The sequence below is a fragment of the Enterobacter sp. ECC-019 genome, assembly GCF_043974075.1.
Lineage (GTDB): Bacteria > Pseudomonadota > Gammaproteobacteria > Enterobacterales > Enterobacteriaceae > Enterobacter > Enterobacter asburiae_D.
The window spans coordinates 4,086,622-4,103,688 of record NZ_CP143759.1; the positions used below are offsets into that span (position 1 = coordinate 4,086,622).

Below are 17,067 nucleotides of genomic sequence, written 5' to 3' on the forward strand. Positions count from 1 at the left end.
ATCAAACCAGTTACCTGACGATGCGCGGGCAAGGAAAACACAGGACGCATCGGTCACCGCCAGATAATCCCCTTTGCAAATTATGGTTTTTCCTCATTTGATAAACCTGACGGATAGCTGGTCAATACGTGCCAGGTTTTTTATCATGGTTCTTTCCCGTTATCCCAGGTCTACTCGTGCACGAAATATTCACTATGCTGCTGGCGGTTTTTGACCGTGCGGCATTAATGCTGATTTGCCTGTTCTTCCTCATTCGCATTCGCCTGTTCCGCGAGCTGTTGCACAAATCAGCCCACTCGCCAAAAGAACTGCTGGCCGTTACCGCCATCTTTTCGCTGTTCGCCCTGTTCAGCACCTGGTCCGGCGTGCCGGTAGAGGGTTCGCTGGTAAACGTGCGCATAATCGCCGTCATGTCCGGCGGGATTTTGTTTGGTCCGTGGGTAGGCGTCATCACCGGTCTGATTGCCGGGACGCACCGCTACCTGATTGATATCGGGGGTGTAACGGCGGTTCCGTGCTTTATCACCAGCATTATCGCCGGGGTGCTTTCCGGCTGGATCAGCCGCAAAATCCCGAAAAAACAGCGCTGGCGCGCCGGGATCGTCGCAGGCATGGTGTGCGAAACGCTGACCATGATCCTGGTCGTCGTCTGGGCCCCCACCACCGCGCTGGGGCTGGATATTGTCTCGAAAATCGGTATCCCAATGATTCTGGGCAGCGTGTGCATCGGTTTTATCGTGCTGCTGGTGCAAAGCGTTGAAGGAGAAAAAGAGGCCAGTGCCGCCCGTCAGGCTAAGCTGGCGCTGGATATCGCCAACAAAACGCTGCCGCTTTTCCGCCACGTTAACGCGGAATCGTTGCGTCAGGTCTGCGAAATTATCCGCCACGATATCCATGCTGACGCCGTCGCCATCACCAATATTGACCACGTGCTGGCCTACGTTGGCGTCGGGGAACACAACTATCGCGACAACGATGACACCATTAGCCCGACCACCAGACAGGCGATTAACTACGGTAAAATCATAATTAAAAACAATGATGAAGCCCACCGAACGCCGGAAATTCACTCGATGCTGGTGATCCCGCTGTGGGAGAAAGGCGTCGTGACGGGCACCCTGAAAATTTATTACTGTCACGCGCATCAGATCACCTCCTCCCTGCAGGAGATGGCGATTGGCCTGTCGCAGATTATCTCCACCCAGCTTGAGGTTTCGCGGGCGGAACAGCTGCGTGAGATGGCAAATAAGGCAGAGCTGCGCGCGCTGCAGAGTAAAATCAATCCCCATTTCCTGTTTAACGCGCTGAACGCTATCTCCTCGTCCATTCGTCTTAATCCGGACACCGCGCGCCAGCTGATTTTCAACCTGTCGCGCTATCTTCGCTACAACATCGAGCTGAAAGATGACGAGCAGATCGACATCAAAAAAGAGCTGTATCAGATCAAAGACTACATCGCGATTGAGCAGGCGCGCTTTGGCGACAAGCTCACGGTCATTTACGATATTGATGAAGAGGTCAACTGCGTGATCCCGAGCCTGCTTATCCAGCCGCTGGTCGAAAACGCGATTGTTCACGGTATTCAACCCTGTAAAGGCAAAGGTGTCGTCACCATCAGCGTCACCGAAAGCGGCAACCGCGTGCGTATTGCCGTGCGCGATACCGGCCACGGGATTGATCCAAAAGTCATTGAGCGCGTGGAGTCTAACGAAATGCCCGGAAATAAAATCGGCCTGCTGAACGTGCATCACCGGGTCAAGCTGCTTTACGGCGACGGACTGCATATTCACCGTCTTGAGCCGGGCACCGAAATTTCTTTTTACGTCCCGAATGAGCGCTCTCTCGCACATACGACGACATCACTGTTGCCCCAGGTGGAGTAGCCTATGAAAGTTATCATCGTAGAAGATGAATTCCTGGCTCAGCAGGAGCTCACCTGGCTTATCAAAACCCACAGCCAGATGGAGATTGTGGGTACGTTTGATGATGGTCTGGACGTGCTGAAGTTTTTGCAGCATAACCGGGTCGACGCCATTTTTCTGGATATCAATATTCCGTCGCTGGATGGCGTATTGCTGGCGCAAAACATCAATCAGTTTGTCCATAAGCCGTTTATCGTTTTCGTTACCGCCTGGAAAGAGCACGCCGTAGAGGCCTTCGAGCTGGAGGCGTTTGACTATATTCTTAAGCCTTATCAGGAGTCGCGGATTGTCAGCATGCTGCAAAAGCTGGAGGCCGCCTGGCAGCAGCAGACCGCCCCCGCTAGCGCCACCCCAACGGTACGGGAAAACGACACCATTAATCTCGTCAAAGACGAGCGCATCATCGTGACGCCGGTCAATGATATCTACTATGCCGAAGCCCATGAAAAGATGACGTTTGTCTACACGCGGCGGGAATCGTACGTGATGGCAATGAACATCACCGAGTTTTGCAGCAAGCTGCCGACGGCACACTTTTTCCGCTGCCACCGTTCGTTCTGCGTGAATTTAAACAAGATCCGCGAGATCGAACCCTGGTTTAACAACACCTACATTTTGCGTCTGAAGGATCTGGATTTTCAGGTGCCGGTGAGCCGCAGCAAGGTGAAAGAGTTCCGCCAGCTGATGCACCTGTAAAGAAAGCGCCCTCTCCCGCGGGAGAGGGCTATGCGTCAGAGGATTTGGCCCAGAACCTGACGCAGATGGGCACCCGAACCCAGCAGGCCAGGGTTATCATGCACGATCAGATAAACCGGAATGTCCTGCACGTAGCTTCTGAAACGCCCTTTATCTTCAAACCCGCCGCGGAAGCCCGAGGCTTTAAAGAAGTCGAGGAAGCGCGGTACGATCCCGCCCGCAATATAGACCCCACCGAAGGTGCCCAGCGTCAGCGCCAGGTTGCCGCCAAAACGTCCCATGATCACGCAGAACAGCGACAGGGCACGACGGCAGTCAATGCAGCTGTCCGCCAGCGCGCGTTCGGTGACGTCTTTCGGCTGCAGGTTTTCCGGCAGACGACCGTCAGATTTCACAATCGCCCGGTACAGGTTCACCAGCCCCGGACCTGAAAGAACGCGCTCGGCTGAGACGTGGCCGATCTCTGCGCGTAATTCTTCGAGGATAATGCCCTCTTCTTCGCTGTTTGGCGCAAAGTCTACGTGGCCGCCTTCACCCGGCAGGCTCACCCAGCGCTGGGCAACATGCACCAGATGCGAAACGCCCAGGCCGGTACCGGCCCCGTAAACCGCGATCGGCTTGCCTTCGACCGGTTCAGATCCGCCAAACTGGATCAGATGCTCAGGCTTCAGCATCGGGATCGCCATGGACACCGCGGTGAAGTCATTGATGATTTCAAGATGCGAAAACCCGAGGTTTTTTTTCATCTCTGCGATGGAGAATGCCCAGGTATGGTTGGTCATTGCGACCCAGTCGCCGGTTATCGGGCAGGCAATCGCGATGCAGCCGTCTTCAACGCTTACCTGATGCTCGTCCAGATAGACGCGGACAACGGCCTCAAGGCTGGGATAATCCAGCCCTGAGTAGGTTTTCGCCCGGGAAATCTCACCGCTACTTACATCGCATAATGCGAGGCGCGCGTTCGTGCCGCCCACATCACCTACCAAAGCATACTTTGTCATTCTTCTACTGCTCCGCTAAAGTCAGAATAAATCTTTGGGACACTGTAAATTCAAGGCGTGATAACAACAACGGCCGTAAGGTGAATGCCCATGGATTATCGATCTTCGTCACAGAATAACTTTACCGTTTCAGCACCTTTTGCACTATTGCCATAAAGCTTAATGTGCAAAGTAACGTAATACCGTTTTGTACAAGGAAATCATCATGCTCCACCCGCGAGCCAGAACCATGCTGTTGCTGGCCATTCCGGCGTTAATCATTGGCGTAGCCTCAAGCCTGGTGCTCATTGTCGTGATGAAAGTCGCGTCGGTGCTGCAAACAATATTATGGACAGCGCTTCCGGCAAAACTGGGGGCAACCGCTGATTCTCCTGCCTGGATCATCATGATGCTGACGTTGACCGGTATTGCGGTGGGCCTGGTGATCCGTTTCAGTCCCGGCCATGCTGGACCAGACCCGGCACAGGAACCTCTGATTGGCGCCCCGGTTTCCCCTTCGGCACTGCCGGGTCTGATTATCGCATTGATTATCGGTCTGGCGGGCGGCGTTAGCCTGGGACCTGAGCATCCGATTATGGCGGTGAATATTGGCCTGGCGGTTTTCCTCGGTTCACGCATTTTGCCCCGCGTCGGCGCGCTGGACTGGACCATTCTCGCCTCCGCAGGCACCATTGGAGCGCTTTTCGGCACGCCCGTCGCTGCCGCACTGATCTTTTCGCAGACGCTCAGTAGCAATAACGACGTCCCGCTGTGGGATAAGCTGTTTGCGCCGCTGATGGCCGCAGCCGCCGGGGCGTTGACGACCAGCCTGTTTTTCCATCCCCATTTTTCACTCTCCCTTCCCCACTACGGCCAGATGCAGATAGCCGATATTTTCAGCGGCGCCATCGTTGTCGCCATCGCCATCGCGCTGGGGATGGTCGCGGTATGGTGTCTTCCTCGCTTGCACCGGCTGGTGCATAAGCTGAAACACCCGGTGTTAATCCTGGGGGCCGGCGGTTTGATTCTTGGTATTTTAGGGGCAATCGGCGGGACGGTGACATTGTTCAAAGGTCTGGACGAGATGCAGCAGCTGGCCTTCAGCCAGGTGTTCAGCGTCTCCGACTATCTGCTGTTTGCCGTGATTAAGCTGGCCGCGCTGGTGGTGGCTGCAGCCTGCGGTTTCCGCGGTGGACGCATCTTCCCGGCGGTCTTTGTTGGCGTAGCGCTGGGGCTGATGCTGCACGAACATGTCGATGCGGTGCCGGCGGCCATTACCGTCTCCTGCTCTATTCTGGGGCTGGTTCTGGTGGTCACGCGCGACGCGTGGCTCAGCCTGTTTATGGCGGCAGTGGTGGTACCCGATTCAACGCTTTTCCCCCTGCTCTGTATCGTAATGTTGCCCGCCTGGCTCCTGCTGGCGGGCAAACCGATGATGATGGCCTGGCGAAACGACAAGTGATCAGGCGTTATTGCGCGCTTCCAGCGCTTTGGTAAGCGCCCCCAGCAGCGGTGGAATATCAGCTTTCGGCAGCATCACTTCAATCAGCGAGAGCCGCTCGTGGTGCGCGACTTTTTCCAGTACGTCCGCCAGCTCCTCCGCTTCACTGACCCGCCAGCTCTGGGCCTGAGGATCAAGGCTCAGGGCCTGCGGAATTTGCGTCCAGTTCCATAGCGCGATGTCGTTATACCGCTGCTCCGGCCCGTGGATGGCCCTTTCCACCGTGTATCCTTCGTTGTTAAGGACCAGAATGATGGGGTGTTGTTTATCCCGCAGCATCGAGCCAAGCTCCTGGATGGTGAGCTGCGCCGCGCCATCCCCCGTCAGCACAATCACACGCCGGTTCGGACAGGCGGTTTGCGCGCCAAATGCCGCCGCCAGCGTGTAGCCAATCGATCCCCACAGCGGCTGGACGATAAAATTCACGTCAGCCGGAAGACGAAGGTCAATCGCGCCGAAGGCAGAGGTTCCCTGATCCGCAAGAATGATGTCTCCCGGGCGGATAAACGTCTGCAACGTTTTCCAGAAATTCTCCTGCGTCAGCGAGCCATCCGGCTGCGGATAGGCCATCGCGCTTTGAGAGGCCGGTACCGGCGTATCGCGCACGTGCTGTTTACACAGCTCCACCAGCGTTTCGATTGCCTGGAGCATGGGGATGCCGGTAAACCAGATATCACCGACGCGTGAGGCATGAGGCTGAACTTCAATTGTTTGTGAGGGGGTTAACTGATGCGTGAAGCCGGCGGTCAGGGTATCGGTAAATCGCGTGCCGATGCACAGCACCGTATCAGCCCCTTCAATCGCCTCCTTTACCGCGCCGGCGCTCGCCGAACCGCTGTAGGTGCCGTAAAAACCGGCGTGACGTTCGTCAAATATGCCTTTCCCCATCAGCATGGTGGCGTGCGCCATCGGCACGTCCTTGACCCATTTCTGTAGGGCATGCTTCAGGCCATGGCGCAGGACCAGGAAATCGGCCAGCAGCGCCGTACGCTTGCTCATGGCCAGCCTGTTCTCTGCGGCATCCCGGAAGGCTTTCAGACAGGCGCTATCGGCGTGCGCGTGCCGGAGAGTGAGAGCGTTTACAGGCGGCGTGGCGGCCTTTTTAGCCACGTCGGCGGGCAACATCAGATAGCCGGGGCGACGTTCCCGGAGCATGGTAGTTAACACCCGGTCAATCTCATAGCAGGCGTTTTGTTCGGTCAGGATCGCCTGTGCAGCGGTGATGGGTTCGCTCATATGGTAAAAATGACGAAACTCACCATCGCCCAGCGTATGGTGCAGCAGTTCCCCTCTTTGCTGTGACGCCGTCCCCGGCGCGCCCACAATATGCAGCACCGGAACGTGCTCGGCATAGCTGCCTGCAATGCCGTTCATCGCACTTAACTCCCCTACGCCAAATGTCGTCAGCAGCGCGGCGAAGCCCTTGCACCGGGCATATCCGTCCGCGGCATAAGAGGCGTTTAACTCGTTGGCACAGCCCACCCAACAGATATCCGGGCTGTCTATTACATGGTCGAGAAACTGCAGGTTATAGTCGCCCGGCACGCCAAACAGATGATCGGCTCCACAATCTGTAAGACGGTCCAGCAGGTAATCGGCGACGCAGTATGGGGTACGCATAAACAGGTATCCTTCTAATGTTGACCTCACCTTGAGTATTAAATAAGCGTGATGACTGTCCAGAATTGGCGGTAAGAAGAGCATGGAAAGAATGCTTTACAAAAAATGCTGCACTATGCTGCTTTTTTTCACGTTAATGTAAACGCATACACTGACTTTTTTCTTCATCGCCAGAGGTCACAAGAATGGGGTATCAGCCGGACAAAAATCGTTATCGAACAATGGAGTATCGCCGCTGCGGCCAAAGCGGGCTCAGGTTGCCCGCCATCTCGCTTGGGCTGTGGCATAATTTTGGCGACACCACGCTTATCGAAAACAGCCGTCAACTTTTACAGCGCGCATTCGACCTGGGCATTACGCATTTCGACCTTGCCAACAACTATGGTCCTCCTCCCGGCTCTGCCGAGCGTAATTTTGGCCGTATTTTGCAGGAGGACTTCCTGCCCTGGCGCGATGAGCTAATCATCTCCACCAAAGCGGGCTATACCATGTGGGAAGGTCCGTACGGCGACTGGGGGTCACGCAAATATCTGCTGGCGAGCCTGGATCAAAGCCTGAAGCGCATGGGGCTGGAGTATGTGGATATTTTCTATCATCACCGCCCTGACCCGCAAACGCCGCTGCTGGAAACTATGAAAGCGCTTGACCATGTGGTCCGCCAGGGAAAAGCCCTGTATGTCGGGTTATCCAACTACCCGGCGGTTCTGGCCCGCAAGGCGATTGATATTCTTGACGATCTCGGTACACCCTGCCTGATCCACCAGCCGAAATACTCTCTGTTTGAGCGTGCGCCTGAAGCGGGACTGCTGGACGTGCTGCAGGAAAAAGGGGTTGGCTGTATTCCCTTCTCGCCGCTGGCCGGCGGGCAGCTGACCAACCGCTATCTGAACGGCATTCCGGCAGATTCACGTGCGGCAAGCGGCAGTCAGTTCCTTAACCCTGACCAGATCACCGAAGAGAAGCTGGATAAGGTAAGAAAGCTGAACGCCATAGCGGAAGAGCGCGGCCAGAAGCTGTCCCAGATGGCGCTGGCCTGGGTATTACGCCATGAGATTGTGACGTCAGTGCTGATTGGGGCAAGTAAAGCGGCGCAGATTGATGACGCCGTGGCCATGCTGGAAAACCGCCATTTCTCTGCGGAAGAACTGGCTCATATAGAAGAGATTTTGAGCAGCTCAAAATAAAATCACTTTTAGCAAAAAGTGCTCTAATCCAGGAATTCGGAGTTGAGGCGATGAAACGAGGCTTTACCAACTCGTAATATTGCGTTAACAGGCCCAACAAAGGCCCCGATCGTGAAGGAGAAAGAGTATGTTCAGGTCACTGATTCTTGCAGCGGTATTACTGGCTTCGGCCCCGCTGATCGCCACAGCGGGCGAAATCACCCTGTTGCCATCAGTAAAATTACAAATTGGCGATCGTGACGACTACGGCAGATACTGGGACGGTGGCTACTGGCGCGACCGTGACTACTGGAACCGTCACTATGAGTGGCGCGGAGACCGCTGGTGGAAACATGATAACGGCAGACACCGTGGCTGGTATAAAGACAAAGCGTATGAACGCGGCTACCGTGAAGGCTGGAACGATCGTGACGACCGTCGCGGCGGCTGGGATCACGGCGGGAGAGGACGAGGCGGTCACGGCCATGGCCACGGTCATCATTAATGCAAAAAGGAGCCTCCCGGCTCCTTTTTCTTTTATAGCCCCAACGCTGTGCCAATCAACAACCACAGGTTCAGCGCCACCACCACCACCACGATGGCCCACCCGGTCCGTTTCACCAGCGTTGAGTTGACCAGTTCGCCCATCAGGGTTTTGTTGCTGGTAAAGATCAGCAGCGGCACCAGCGCCAGCGCGATACCAAAACTCAGCAGCACCTGGCTCATGACCAGAATTCGCGTTGGGTCGAGCCCCATCAGAATCACGATAAATGACGGAAGCATGGTAACAGAGCGACGAACCCACAGCGGAATATGGAACCGAACAAACCCCTGCATCACCACCTGGCCTGCCAGCGTGCCTACCACCGTAGAAGAAAGACCGGCAGCCACCAGGCTGAGACCAAATATCGTGGCGGCAGCATGGCTGAGCAACGGCTCCAGCGTGAGATAGGCCTGGTCGAGATCGGCAATACCGGTATGACCGTTGAAGTGGAAAGCCGCGGCTGCGGTAGCCATCATCGCCAGATTTACAAACCCCGCGATGGTCATGGCGATCGCCACGTCCCATTTGGTAGCGGAGTAACGCTCTTTGCGCGTCCCACCGTGGAGATGCTGAGTCAGCGAGGAGTGGAGGTAAATCACATGCGGCATGATGGTCGCCCCCAATACCCCGGCGGCAAGGAATACCGCTTCCGAGGTTGGCAGGCTTGGGATCACCATACCTCTACCGAGCTGCGCCAGATTCGGCTGTGAGAAAATCAGCTCGACGATATAGGCCGCCGCGACAAACAGCAGCAGACCACCGATGACCTTCTCCAGCGGTTTTTGGCCCCGACGCTGCAGCATCAGGATCAGGAAAGTGGCAATCCCGGTCAGCACCGCCCCCTGCAACAGCGACACCCCCAGAATCAGCTTAAAGCCGATCGCTGCGCCGATAAATTCAGCGAGGTCAGTGGCCATGGCGATGATTTCAGCCTGGACCCAGTAGAGCCAGACGGCCGGACGCGGATAATGGTCGCGAATTTGCTCCGCCAGGTTTTTACCCGTGGCAATCCCCAGCTTTGCGGAGAGCATCTGAATCAGCATTGCCATCAGGTTAGCCCAGACAACCACCCACAGCAGCTTATAGCCAAAGCTGGCCCCGGCCTGAATATTGGTCGCAAAGTTACCTGGATCGATATAGCCAATGGCAGCGATGAACGCAGGTCCCATTAATGCGAACCGCAACTTGCGTGCGGCTCTGCCACTGCTACCCTCTACGCGACTGTTTGTCATTTCTGCCTCTGAAATATAGCCTTTGCTATGTTTAATGCTATCAAAATGAGAATGATTATCAAGATCATTTGTGAAGTTTACAGTGATTTCTCTGATAGCTTTGAACGATAGACGGGCGGGTAAGTGGGGCGATCTAACAGAAACTGAAATCGCGCGCGCTTTCGTGAAGACTAGCACACAAACTTAACTTTTCACTAATTTACCTAACATAACAAAAATGTATTGTGGATCACTATTTTTGAAACTCGTCACAGGATGTAACTATAGTGTGCCCTCGATCTCGTTTTCTTTTCACTTGTTACATAGAATGTGCAAGAAAATTAAACCTGCCTCATATTTGGAGCAAATATGGACCGCGTCCTTCATTTTGTCCTGGCACTTGTTGTCGTTACTGCACTTGCATTGCTGGTCAGCACAGACCGCAAAAAAATCCGTATCCGTTATGTTGTCCAACTGCTGGTCATTGAAGTTTTACTTGCGTGGTTCTTCCTGAACTCCAACGTAGGCCTCGGCTTCGTGAAAGGCTTCTCCGAAATGTTCGAAAAACTGCTCGGATTCGCCAACGAAGGGACCAACTTTGTCTTCGGTAAAATGAACGACGAAGGTCTGGCGTTCTTCTTCCTGAAAGTTCTCTGCCCAATCGTCTTTATCTCCGCGCTGATTGGTATTCTGCAGCACATCCGCGTTCTGCCGTTCGTGATTCGTGGAATTGGCTTCCTGTTATCCAAGGTGAACGGTATGGGCAAGCTGGAATCCTTTAACGCCGTGAGTTCCCTGATCCTCGGTCAGTCTGAGAACTTCATCGCGTATAAAGATATTCTTGGCAAAATGTCCCGCAACCGCATGTACACCATGGCAGCAACCGCAATGTCTACCGTTTCCATGTCTATCGTGGGCGCATATATGACCATGCTGGAGCCGAAGTATGTTGTTGCGGCGCTGGTTCTGAACATGTTCAGCACCTTTATCGTGCTGTCGCTGATCAACCCGTACCGCGTTGACGCCAGCGAAGAGAACATCCAGATGTCAAACCTGCACGAAGGCCAGAGCTTCTTCGAAATGCTGGGTGAATACATTCTGGCCGGTTTCAAAGTGGCGATCATCGTTGCCGCCATGCTGATCGGCTTCATTGCGCTGATTTCTGCGCTGAACGCCTTGTTCGCCGCGGTGCTGGGTATTTCCTTCCAGGGTATTCTGGGCTATATCTTCTACCCGGTTGCATGGGTGATGGGTGTGCCAGCTCACGAAGCGCTGCAGGTAGGGAGTATCATGGCAACCAAACTGGTTTCTAACGAATTCGTTGCGATGATGGATCTGCAGAAAATTGCCAGCACGCTTTCTCCGCGCGCGGAAGGCATTCTGTCCGTGTTCCTGGTCTCCTTCGCGAACTTCTCGTCCATCGGGATTATCGCAGGTGCGATTAAAGGTCTGAACGAAGAACAGGGTAACGTGGTTTCTCGCTTTGGCCTGAAGCTGGTTTACGGCTCTACGCTGGTGAGCGTCCTGTCTGCTTCCATCGCGGCACTGGTCCTGTAACCTTTATCGTTAAACAAAAACCGGGAGCCTGGCTCCCGGTTTTTTTATGCCCTCAACTCTTCCAGCGGCTTGGGTTTACCTATCAGGTAGCCCTGCAGATAATCCACGCCAAAGCGAAGCAGCATCTCGCGCTGGGCCGGTGTTTCTACGTATTCCGCCACAACGCACAGCGATTTCGTCTTCGCCAGATTACACATCGACTGGACGATCATCGCATCCATATCATCGGTACAAATGTCTTTAACAAAGCAGCCGTCAATTTTAATGATATCTGCCTGCAGGCGTCTGAGACGCTCGTAGTTGGCGTAGCCGGTACCAAAATCATCAATGGCAATCCGGAAGCCGTAGTCCCGCAGCTGCTGAATATTGTGCATGCTGCAGCCTGAATTTGAGAAGGCCTGCTCTTCGGTGATCTCAATCACGACGGCCTGAGGCGCAACGCCGTAGCGTTCAAAGAGCGCGCAAATCTCGGTCGCCACCTCTTTTTGCATCAGCGTGAGCGGCATCAGATTGACAGAGAAACGGGCGCCAGCGTGCGTGGCAGGGTTATCGCGCAGCCACAGCAGTAATTTCTCCATAATGCACATATCAAACCGGTGGCTGAGGTTGAACTGGGCAATCAACGGGATAAAGCGGTCAGGAGTGAAGATCTCGCCCTCGCTCTCCATACGCGCCAGGATTTCGTAATATCCGCTCCCGTCCGCCTTCTGGATCGGCTGCGCGTATAAATGGAATTGATCCGTCTCCAGAGCATGCTTAATCCGCGCCAGCATCAGGACGCGCTCCGTTGTTTGCCCTGATGCCGCCTCGAGGCTATTCGTGAGTGCGAGAACGTTTTGCGCTCCGCTGGCCTGCTCTGCCAGCCAGCTCAGTTGCCCCAGCGTGTGATGCAGTATTTCGCCGTTTTCAACCATTCCCCAGGACGCGCCAAACTCAATATCGAGCCCGGCGTTGTTCCAGAAAATCTTACTGCTGTTGAGTCGATCAACCATATGCTGGAGACGTTCAGCAATTTCCGGCCCGAGCAATACCAGCACCAGCTCGCTTCCGGGCAACTGGAAGAGCATCTCATCTTTTTGCAAAAGCGGCTGAAGCGACGTGGCGACAGTACGTTTACAATGGACCCGCATGAGGATCCCATAGTGGCGGCTCAAAAACTCCAGGTTATCCATACGCAGAATGCTCACTTTTGCATCCGGGTGAGTCTCAAGATACTCCTCCAGCGCACGAATATTGGGTAAACCGGTCAACGGATCGGTCAGTGCCCTGTCCTGCCAGCCCCGCTTGAGCCATTCGCTACGCTGGTAAATTCGCGACATGTAAAGCAGACAGATAGCGAAAGAGATAAGCACGGACAGAATAAAAGAGAGCGAATGGCCCGATTCCACCCCGTTAAGGAAGTTGTAGTTGTAGGTCAACAGCAGGAGTGCAGATGCAGCCCACAGCAGAGAGATAAGCGCATAGGTCAGGCGGCTTATCGCTAAGGTAAAAAGAATAAAAATCAGCGGCATCAAATAGCCGGCAATGACGGGGGATTCAAAAGGACCACATAAAATGACGAGAATGAAAATTAAAAGCATCAGCCAGACAAAAATATATAATGAATTCTTGTGAAAAAACACGGGCTTCACGCTTTGCCGCCAGAAGTTCCTCGCAAAGCGAGGATTAATTATCATTCTTAATGGGTAATAGAACATCATGGTAAAAATCAACGCCGCACATATCAGGCTCAGTATATCCACAACGTTATAAATTACCGTTCCTTCACCGAAAAAGGTCGAAATAGTCACCGGAAAATCAAACAAATAGCCCGCCATATACATCGACAGCTTAATACCAATTGGCACGATAAAACCGAGCCAGAATATACGTAAACCGATGTGCTTGTTGGGGATGCCGTAGCGCCAACGCTTACCCAGCATAATGCGCAGAAGGCCGCACGCGGTGAACAGCGCAAAGGTCTGACAAAACAGCAATACTGAATATTGTAGCGGTGCTAAATTAACATAAAATAAATTAGTGACAGTAAAACCCAACACAATGGGAAGAATTGCCCTGCGCCCAAATAGCAGAACCACCGCCAGCATAACGCTTAGCGGTAACCATGCTAAATAAACGTCGTGACCATTAACAATTGCGCGAGGAGAGAGATAACGGGAGACAGGTACCGCAATCAGACAAAGTGTCAGTGCAATTATAAATATCTTTACATTATTGTACGTTTTTCTATTCATTAAGCTGATGAGTATATTATCCGTTCGAATCATTGACCGGATGGATAATAGGTTTATTAATTGCACGAATCAAGTTCAAGTCTATTTATAGACTGGTTTATTGATGTCGATTGAGGTGAGGTACGAGAATACCTTCTTTTTGATAACAAAATACGGGAGAGGGTGTTACAAACACATAAAAAAAACCCTCGTCTTTTGACGAGGGTTTACAATTTTGGTGGAGCTAAGCGGGATCGAACCGCTGACCTCTTGCATGCCATGCAAGCGCTCTCCCAGCTGAGCTATAGCCCCACATGTTACTTTACTAACCGCACTCTGTTGGGTTCAGAGTTTGGTGGAGCTAAGCGGGATCGAACCGCTGACCTCTTGCATGCCATGCAAGCGCTCTCCCAGCTGAGCTATAGCCCCATCGTAAAGCTGTCATGTTGACGGGCGGCATAATATGAATTCCGCTGCGGAGTGTCAACGGCAAAATCAATTCCAGCTATTCGATCGCCGAAAAATCATGCAAATGAATCACTTTGCGAGCCTGCTCGCAGTCAGGAGTTAAGCCTGTCACGTTTTCACGTAAAACGGTGCTATAAAATGAGCCGTTAATTAACCCCACAGATATTCAGGAAATTGCATGATCAAGGAACGAATGACGCCAGAAGAGTTAGCCCTCCTCACTGGCTATAGCCGCCAGACCATCAATAAATGGGTACGCAAAGAGGGTTGGATTACGTCACCAAAGCCAGGCGTCCAGGGCGGGAAAGCGCGCCTGGTACATGTGAATGAAAAAGTCCGCGACTTTATCCGCAGCGCACGTCGGGCAAGTGAAACGTCCGAACTGCCAGAAGGCACCAGCCATGACGGTTCGCTTCACACCCTACTCCTGACGCTGGCCAATGAAATGACGCCGGAAGAGCAGAAGCAGATGACATCGCTGTTAATGCGGGAAGGGATTACCGGATTGTTGCAACGTTTAGGGATTCGCGATCAGAACTGATATGAAAAAATTACGTAGCAAAATGACCACGGAAGAGCTGGCGGAGAGTTTGGGCGTTGCCAGACAAACTGTTAATCGCTGGATACGCCAGCAGGGGTGGAAAACGGAAGGACTCAACGGCGTGAAGGGCGGTCGGGCGCGGCTCATTCATGTTGATGCGCGCGTGAAGGAACATATTATGAGCCTTCCGGCAATCCGTAACCGTCAGGCGGTTTACCATCTCGCGGAGGTCACCGCTTCCTACAGTGCCCCCTCTTCAAACCTGTCTCCGGGTATTATTGAGACGCTGGAGAGTATGACTCAGCCGGAGCAGAAGCGTCTGGACGCTTTATTGAAACGCGAAGGCATACGCGGCTTTCTTACGCGGCTGGGAATCACGGAATAAAAGGCATAAAAAAACGGCAGGTTACCCTGCCGTTTTTTATCTGAGGCGTAATTACTGCTGATTTTCACGTTCAGCGATAAAATCCAGCGCCTTGTTAATGCGCGCCACGCTGCGTGACTTGCCGATGGCATGAACCGTCACATCCAGCGCCGGAGACTGACCCGCACCGGTCACCGCAACGCGCAGTGGCATACCGACTTTACCCATACCGACTTCCAGCTCGTCTGCCGTCGCCTGAATGGCGTGATGCACATTCTCAGCGGTCCACTCGGCGAGTGCAGCCAGCTTGTCACGCACCACTTCCAGCGGCTGACGCGCAACCGGACGGAGGTGTTTCTTCGCGGCGTCCGCGTCGAACGCATCAAACTCTTCATAGAAGTAGCGGCAGCTTTCGGCAATCTCTTTCAGCGTTTTGCAGCGCTCGCCGAGCAGTTTCACCAGATCCGCCAGTTCAGGGCCAGTGCGGGTATCAATATTTGCCTGCTCAATGTGCCACTGCAGATATGTCGCCACATATTCTGGCTGCATGGTATTGATGTAGTGATGGTTCAGCCACAAGAGCTTGTCGGTATTAAATGCGCTCGCTGATTTGCTCACAGAGCTCAGAGAGAACAGTTCGATCATCTCTTCACGGCTGAAGATCTCCTGGTCACCGTGGGCCCAGCCCAGGCGCACCAGATAGTTCAGCAGCGCTTCTGGCAGATAACCGTCGTCGCGATACTGCATAACGCTTACCGCACCGTGACGTTTAGACAGTTTCTTGCCATCGTCGCCGTTGATCATGGAGACGTGCGCATAAACTGGCACAGGGGCGTTCAGCGCCTTCAGGATGTTGATCTGACGTGGCGTGTTGTTGATATGGTCTTCACCACGGACAACGTGGGTAATTTCCATATCCCAGTCATCAACCACTACGCAGAAGTTATACGTTGGGGAACCGTCGGTGCGACGGATGATCAGATCGTCCAGCTCCTGGTTACTGAATTCAATTGGGCCACGGATCTGGTCGTCAAAGATCACCGAGCCATCCTGCGGGTTAGCAAAACGCACCACGCAAGGTTCATCCGCAGCATGCTCGCTGTGGTCGTGGCGGCAACGGCCGTCATAGCGCGGCTTTTCACCGTTTGCCATCTGCTCTTCACGCAGCGCATCCAGACGCTCTTTCGAGCAGTAGCATTTATACGCCGTGCCCGCGACCAGCATCTCATCAATGACGGCGTTATAGCGGTCAAAGCGTTTGGTCTGGAAATACGGGCCTTCGTCCCATTCCAGATTCAGCCAGTTCATCCCATCCATAATGGCTTCAATTGCTTCCGGCGTGGAGCGCTCAAGATCGGTGTCTTCAATACGCAGCACGAACTCACCTTTGTTGTGGCGTGCGAAAAGCCAGGAATAGAGAGCGGTACGTGCACCACCGACGTGCAGATAGCCTGTCGGGCTCGGCGCGAAGCGAGTTTTGATTTTCATGAAATGGCCTTACGTTATAAAGATGCCGGCAATCGGCAAATCCTGGGGAAAAAACAATGGGCAATATTCTATCACTGTGGGGGGAATCCTCAATGTTGATCCCTTTATCGTGACCGAGTTTGCGATTTTTGTTTAGAAATCATGCGCCATAGTCCGTTTCGCGATCGTTTTGTTTAATTTTACGACGAACGAATAAAAACTTTAGAAAATGCGTTGACTCATTTTCAACTCTCCCTATAATGCGACTCCACACAGCGGGGGTGATTAGCTCAGTTGGTAGAGCATCTCCTTTACACGGAGGGGGTCGGCGGTTCGAGCCCGTCATCACCCACCATCTACTTCGGTAGACTCGCAGTGTAGATAAGAATTGAGATTGGGCGATTAGCTCAGTTGGTAGAGCATCTCCTTTACACGGAGGGGGTCGGCGGTTCGAGCCCGTCATCGCCCACCATTCTCACCTTATCGCAGTAGTTCCGAAATGGGCGATTAGCTCAGTTGGTAGAGCATCTCCTTTACACGGAGGGGGTCGGCGGTTCGAGCCCGTCATCGCCCACCATTTCGGGTCGTTAGCTCAGTTGGTAGAGCAGTTGACTTTTAATCAATTGGTCGCAGGTTCGAATCCTGCACGACCCACCAATGTAAAAAAGCGCCCTAAAGGCGCTTTTTTGCTATCTGCGATCTGGATGATTCGAACCTGCAGCAGGTTCGAGCCGAACGCAGTGAGGCACCGGAGCCGTTTACGGCGACGGCCCGAAGGGCGAGCGAAGCGAGTCATCCTGCACGACCCACCAATGTAAAA

13 protein-coding genes, 6 tRNA genes and 1 other RNA gene are annotated in these 17,067 nt (G+C 53.6%); 13 read left to right on the forward strand and 7 right to left on the reverse strand.

The genetic code is table 11. The features are described 5' to 3' along the window. The first annotated feature begins 176 nt into the window (after positions 1 to 176). Together V1566_RS19300 and V1566_RS19305 are read left to right on the forward strand one after the other, a co-directional pair. Positions 177 to 1,883: a sensor histidine kinase gene (locus tag V1566_RS19300; protein WP_121425231.1), complete on the forward strand. Its 1,707-nt coding sequence runs from the start codon at positions 177 to 179 to the stop codon at positions 1,881 to 1,883. 3 nt (positions 1,884 to 1,886) lie between these two features. Continuing rightward, entirely contained in the window at positions 1,887 to 2,618 is a 732-nt protein-coding gene (locus V1566_RS19305) for a LytR/AlgR family response regulator transcription factor (RefSeq protein WP_395304361.1), read from the forward strand. Positions 2,619 to 2,653: 35 nt separating this feature from the next. On the opposite strand, the gene glk is transcribed toward V1566_RS19305, so the two are convergent. Continuing rightward, the gene (glk, locus tag V1566_RS19310; RefSeq protein WP_252032614.1) at positions 2,654 to 3,619 is read right to left on the reverse strand and encodes a glucokinase; all 966 of its coding nucleotides are present in this window, start codon (positions 3,617 to 3,619) and stop codon (positions 2,654 to 2,656) included. A gap of 205 nt (positions 3,620 to 3,824) precedes the next feature. Here glk and V1566_RS19315 point away from each other — a divergent pair, with 205 nt between their 5' ends. Then, entirely contained in the window at positions 3,825 to 5,060 is a 1,236-nt protein-coding gene (locus tag V1566_RS19315; RefSeq protein ID WP_213820427.1) for an ion channel protein, read from the forward strand. Here the strand turns inward: V1566_RS19315 and ipdC are convergent, their stop codons facing one another. Then, positions 5,061 to 6,719, reverse strand: a complete 1,659-nt coding sequence (gene ipdC / locus V1566_RS19320; RefSeq protein WP_395304362.1) for an indolepyruvate decarboxylase — start codon at positions 6,717 to 6,719, stop codon at positions 5,061 to 5,063. It abuts the gene before it with no gap. Positions 6,720 to 6,904: 185 nt separating this feature from the next. On the opposite strand from ipdC, the gene mgrA reads away from it, so the two are divergent. Both mgrA and V1566_RS19330 read left to right on the forward strand, forming a co-directional pair. After that, complete coding sequence (gene mgrA, locus V1566_RS19325; protein ID WP_395304363.1) at positions 6,905 to 7,903, forward strand: L-glyceraldehyde 3-phosphate reductase; 999 nt, start codon at positions 6,905 to 6,907, stop codon at positions 7,901 to 7,903. A 127-nt stretch (positions 7,904 to 8,030) separates the two neighbouring features. After that, positions 8,031 to 8,387 (forward strand): DUF2502 domain-containing protein, encoded by a 357-nt coding sequence (locus V1566_RS19330; protein ID WP_395304364.1) that lies wholly within the window; start codon positions 8,031 to 8,033, stop codon positions 8,385 to 8,387. 32 nt (positions 8,388 to 8,419) lie between these two features. Here V1566_RS19330 and V1566_RS19335 read toward each other — a convergent pair whose 3' ends face one another. Beyond that, complete coding sequence (locus V1566_RS19335; RefSeq protein ID WP_395304365.1) at positions 8,420 to 9,658, reverse strand: Nramp family divalent metal transporter; 1,239 nt, start codon at positions 9,656 to 9,658, stop codon at positions 8,420 to 8,422. Positions 9,659 to 10,006: 348 nt separating this feature from the next. Between V1566_RS19335 and V1566_RS19340 the strand changes: the two genes are divergently transcribed. Then, positions 10,007 to 11,194 carry a NupC/NupG family nucleoside CNT transporter gene (locus V1566_RS19340; protein ID WP_008501591.1) on the forward strand — a complete coding sequence of 396 codons (1,188 nt, stop codon included), beginning with the start codon at positions 10,007 to 10,009 and terminating at the stop codon, positions 11,192 to 11,194. A 44-nt stretch (positions 11,195 to 11,238) separates the two neighbouring features. Here V1566_RS19340 and V1566_RS19345 read toward each other — a convergent pair whose 3' ends face one another. From V1566_RS19345 to V1566_RS19355, 3 genes are all read right to left on the reverse strand, one after another. Beyond that, the gene (locus V1566_RS19345) at positions 11,239 to 13,428 is read right to left on the reverse strand and encodes an EAL domain-containing protein (protein WP_395304366.1); all 2,190 of its coding nucleotides are present in this window, start codon (positions 13,426 to 13,428) and stop codon (positions 11,239 to 11,241) included. A gap of 215 nt (positions 13,429 to 13,643) precedes the next feature. After that, positions 13,644 to 13,719 (reverse strand) — tRNA-Ala (locus V1566_RS19350). A gap of 41 nt (positions 13,720 to 13,760) precedes the next feature. After that, positions 13,761 to 13,836: transfer RNA gene (locus tag V1566_RS19355), tRNA-Ala, on the reverse strand. Between the two features lie 217 nt (positions 13,837 to 14,053). Between V1566_RS19355 and V1566_RS19360 the strand changes: the two genes are divergently transcribed. Beyond that, a complete protein-coding gene (locus V1566_RS19360) occupies positions 14,054 to 14,416 on the forward strand; it encodes a YfeC-like transcriptional regulator (protein WP_048992413.1) in 363 nt (120 codons plus the stop codon). Between the two features lies 1 nt (position 14,417). Continuing rightward, positions 14,418 to 14,801 (forward strand): YfeC-like transcriptional regulator, encoded by a 384-nt coding sequence (locus V1566_RS19365; protein WP_395304367.1) that lies wholly within the window; start codon positions 14,418 to 14,420, stop codon positions 14,799 to 14,801. Between the two features lie 51 nt (positions 14,802 to 14,852). Here the strand turns inward: V1566_RS19365 and gltX are convergent, their stop codons facing one another. After that, the gene (gene gltX / locus V1566_RS19370) at positions 14,853 to 16,268 is read right to left on the reverse strand and encodes a glutamate--tRNA ligase (protein ID WP_395304368.1); all 1,416 of its coding nucleotides are present in this window, start codon (positions 16,266 to 16,268) and stop codon (positions 14,853 to 14,855) included. Positions 16,269 to 16,526: 258 nt separating this feature from the next. Here gltX and V1566_RS19375 point away from each other — a divergent pair. The 5 genes from V1566_RS19375 (at position 16,527) to V1566_RS19395 (ending at position 17,059) form a co-directional block, all read left to right on the forward strand. Then, positions 16,527 to 16,602 (forward strand) — tRNA-Val (locus V1566_RS19375). 41 nt (positions 16,603 to 16,643) lie between these two features. Next, positions 16,644 to 16,719 (forward strand) — tRNA-Val (locus V1566_RS19380). Between the two features lie 29 nt (positions 16,720 to 16,748). Beyond that, positions 16,749 to 16,824 (forward strand) — tRNA-Val (locus tag V1566_RS19385). A gap of 4 nt (positions 16,825 to 16,828) precedes the next feature. Continuing rightward, positions 16,829 to 16,904: transfer RNA gene (locus V1566_RS19390), tRNA-Lys, on the forward strand. Positions 16,905 to 16,930: 26 nt separating this feature from the next. After that, positions 16,931 to 17,059, forward strand: a non-coding RNA gene (locus V1566_RS19395) — RtT sRNA. Positions 17,060 to 17,067 lie beyond the last annotated feature (8 nt).

Excerpts from the sequence above, each read along its gene's own strand:
- V1566_RS19305 (WP_395304361.1), top strand. The coding sequence starts at position 1,887 with ATGAAAGTTATCATCGTAGAAGATGAATTCCTGGCTCAGCAGGAGCTC.
- glk (WP_252032614.1), bottom strand. The coding sequence starts at position 3,619 with ATGACAAAGTATGCTTTGGTAGGTGATGTGGGCGGCACGAACGCGCGC.
- V1566_RS19315 (WP_213820427.1), top strand. The coding sequence starts at position 3,825 with ATGCTCCACCCGCGAGCCAGAACCATGCTGTTGCTGGCCATTCCGGCG.
- ipdC (WP_395304362.1), bottom strand. The coding sequence starts at position 6,719 with ATGCGTACCCCATACTGCGTCGCCGATTACCTGCTGGACCGTCTTACA.
- mgrA (WP_395304363.1), top strand. The coding sequence starts at position 6,905 with ATGGGGTATCAGCCGGACAAAAATCGTTATCGAACAATGGAGTATCGC.
- V1566_RS19330 (WP_395304364.1), top strand. The coding sequence starts at position 8,031 with ATGTTCAGGTCACTGATTCTTGCAGCGGTATTACTGGCTTCGGCCCCG.
- V1566_RS19335 (WP_395304365.1), bottom strand. The coding sequence starts at position 9,658 with ATGACAAACAGTCGCGTAGAGGGTAGCAGTGGCAGAGCCGCACGCAAG.
- V1566_RS19340 (WP_008501591.1), top strand. The coding sequence starts at position 10,007 with ATGGACCGCGTCCTTCATTTTGTCCTGGCACTTGTTGTCGTTACTGCA.
- V1566_RS19345 (WP_395304366.1), bottom strand. The coding sequence starts at position 13,428 with ATGAATAGAAAAACGTACAATAATGTAAAGATATTTATAATTGCACTG.
- V1566_RS19360 (WP_048992413.1), top strand. The coding sequence starts at position 14,054 with ATGATCAAGGAACGAATGACGCCAGAAGAGTTAGCCCTCCTCACTGGC.
- V1566_RS19365 (WP_395304367.1), top strand. The coding sequence starts at position 14,418 with ATGAAAAAATTACGTAGCAAAATGACCACGGAAGAGCTGGCGGAGAGT.
- gltX (WP_395304368.1), bottom strand. The coding sequence starts at position 16,268 with ATGAAAATCAAAACTCGCTTCGCGCCGAGCCCGACAGGCTATCTGCAC.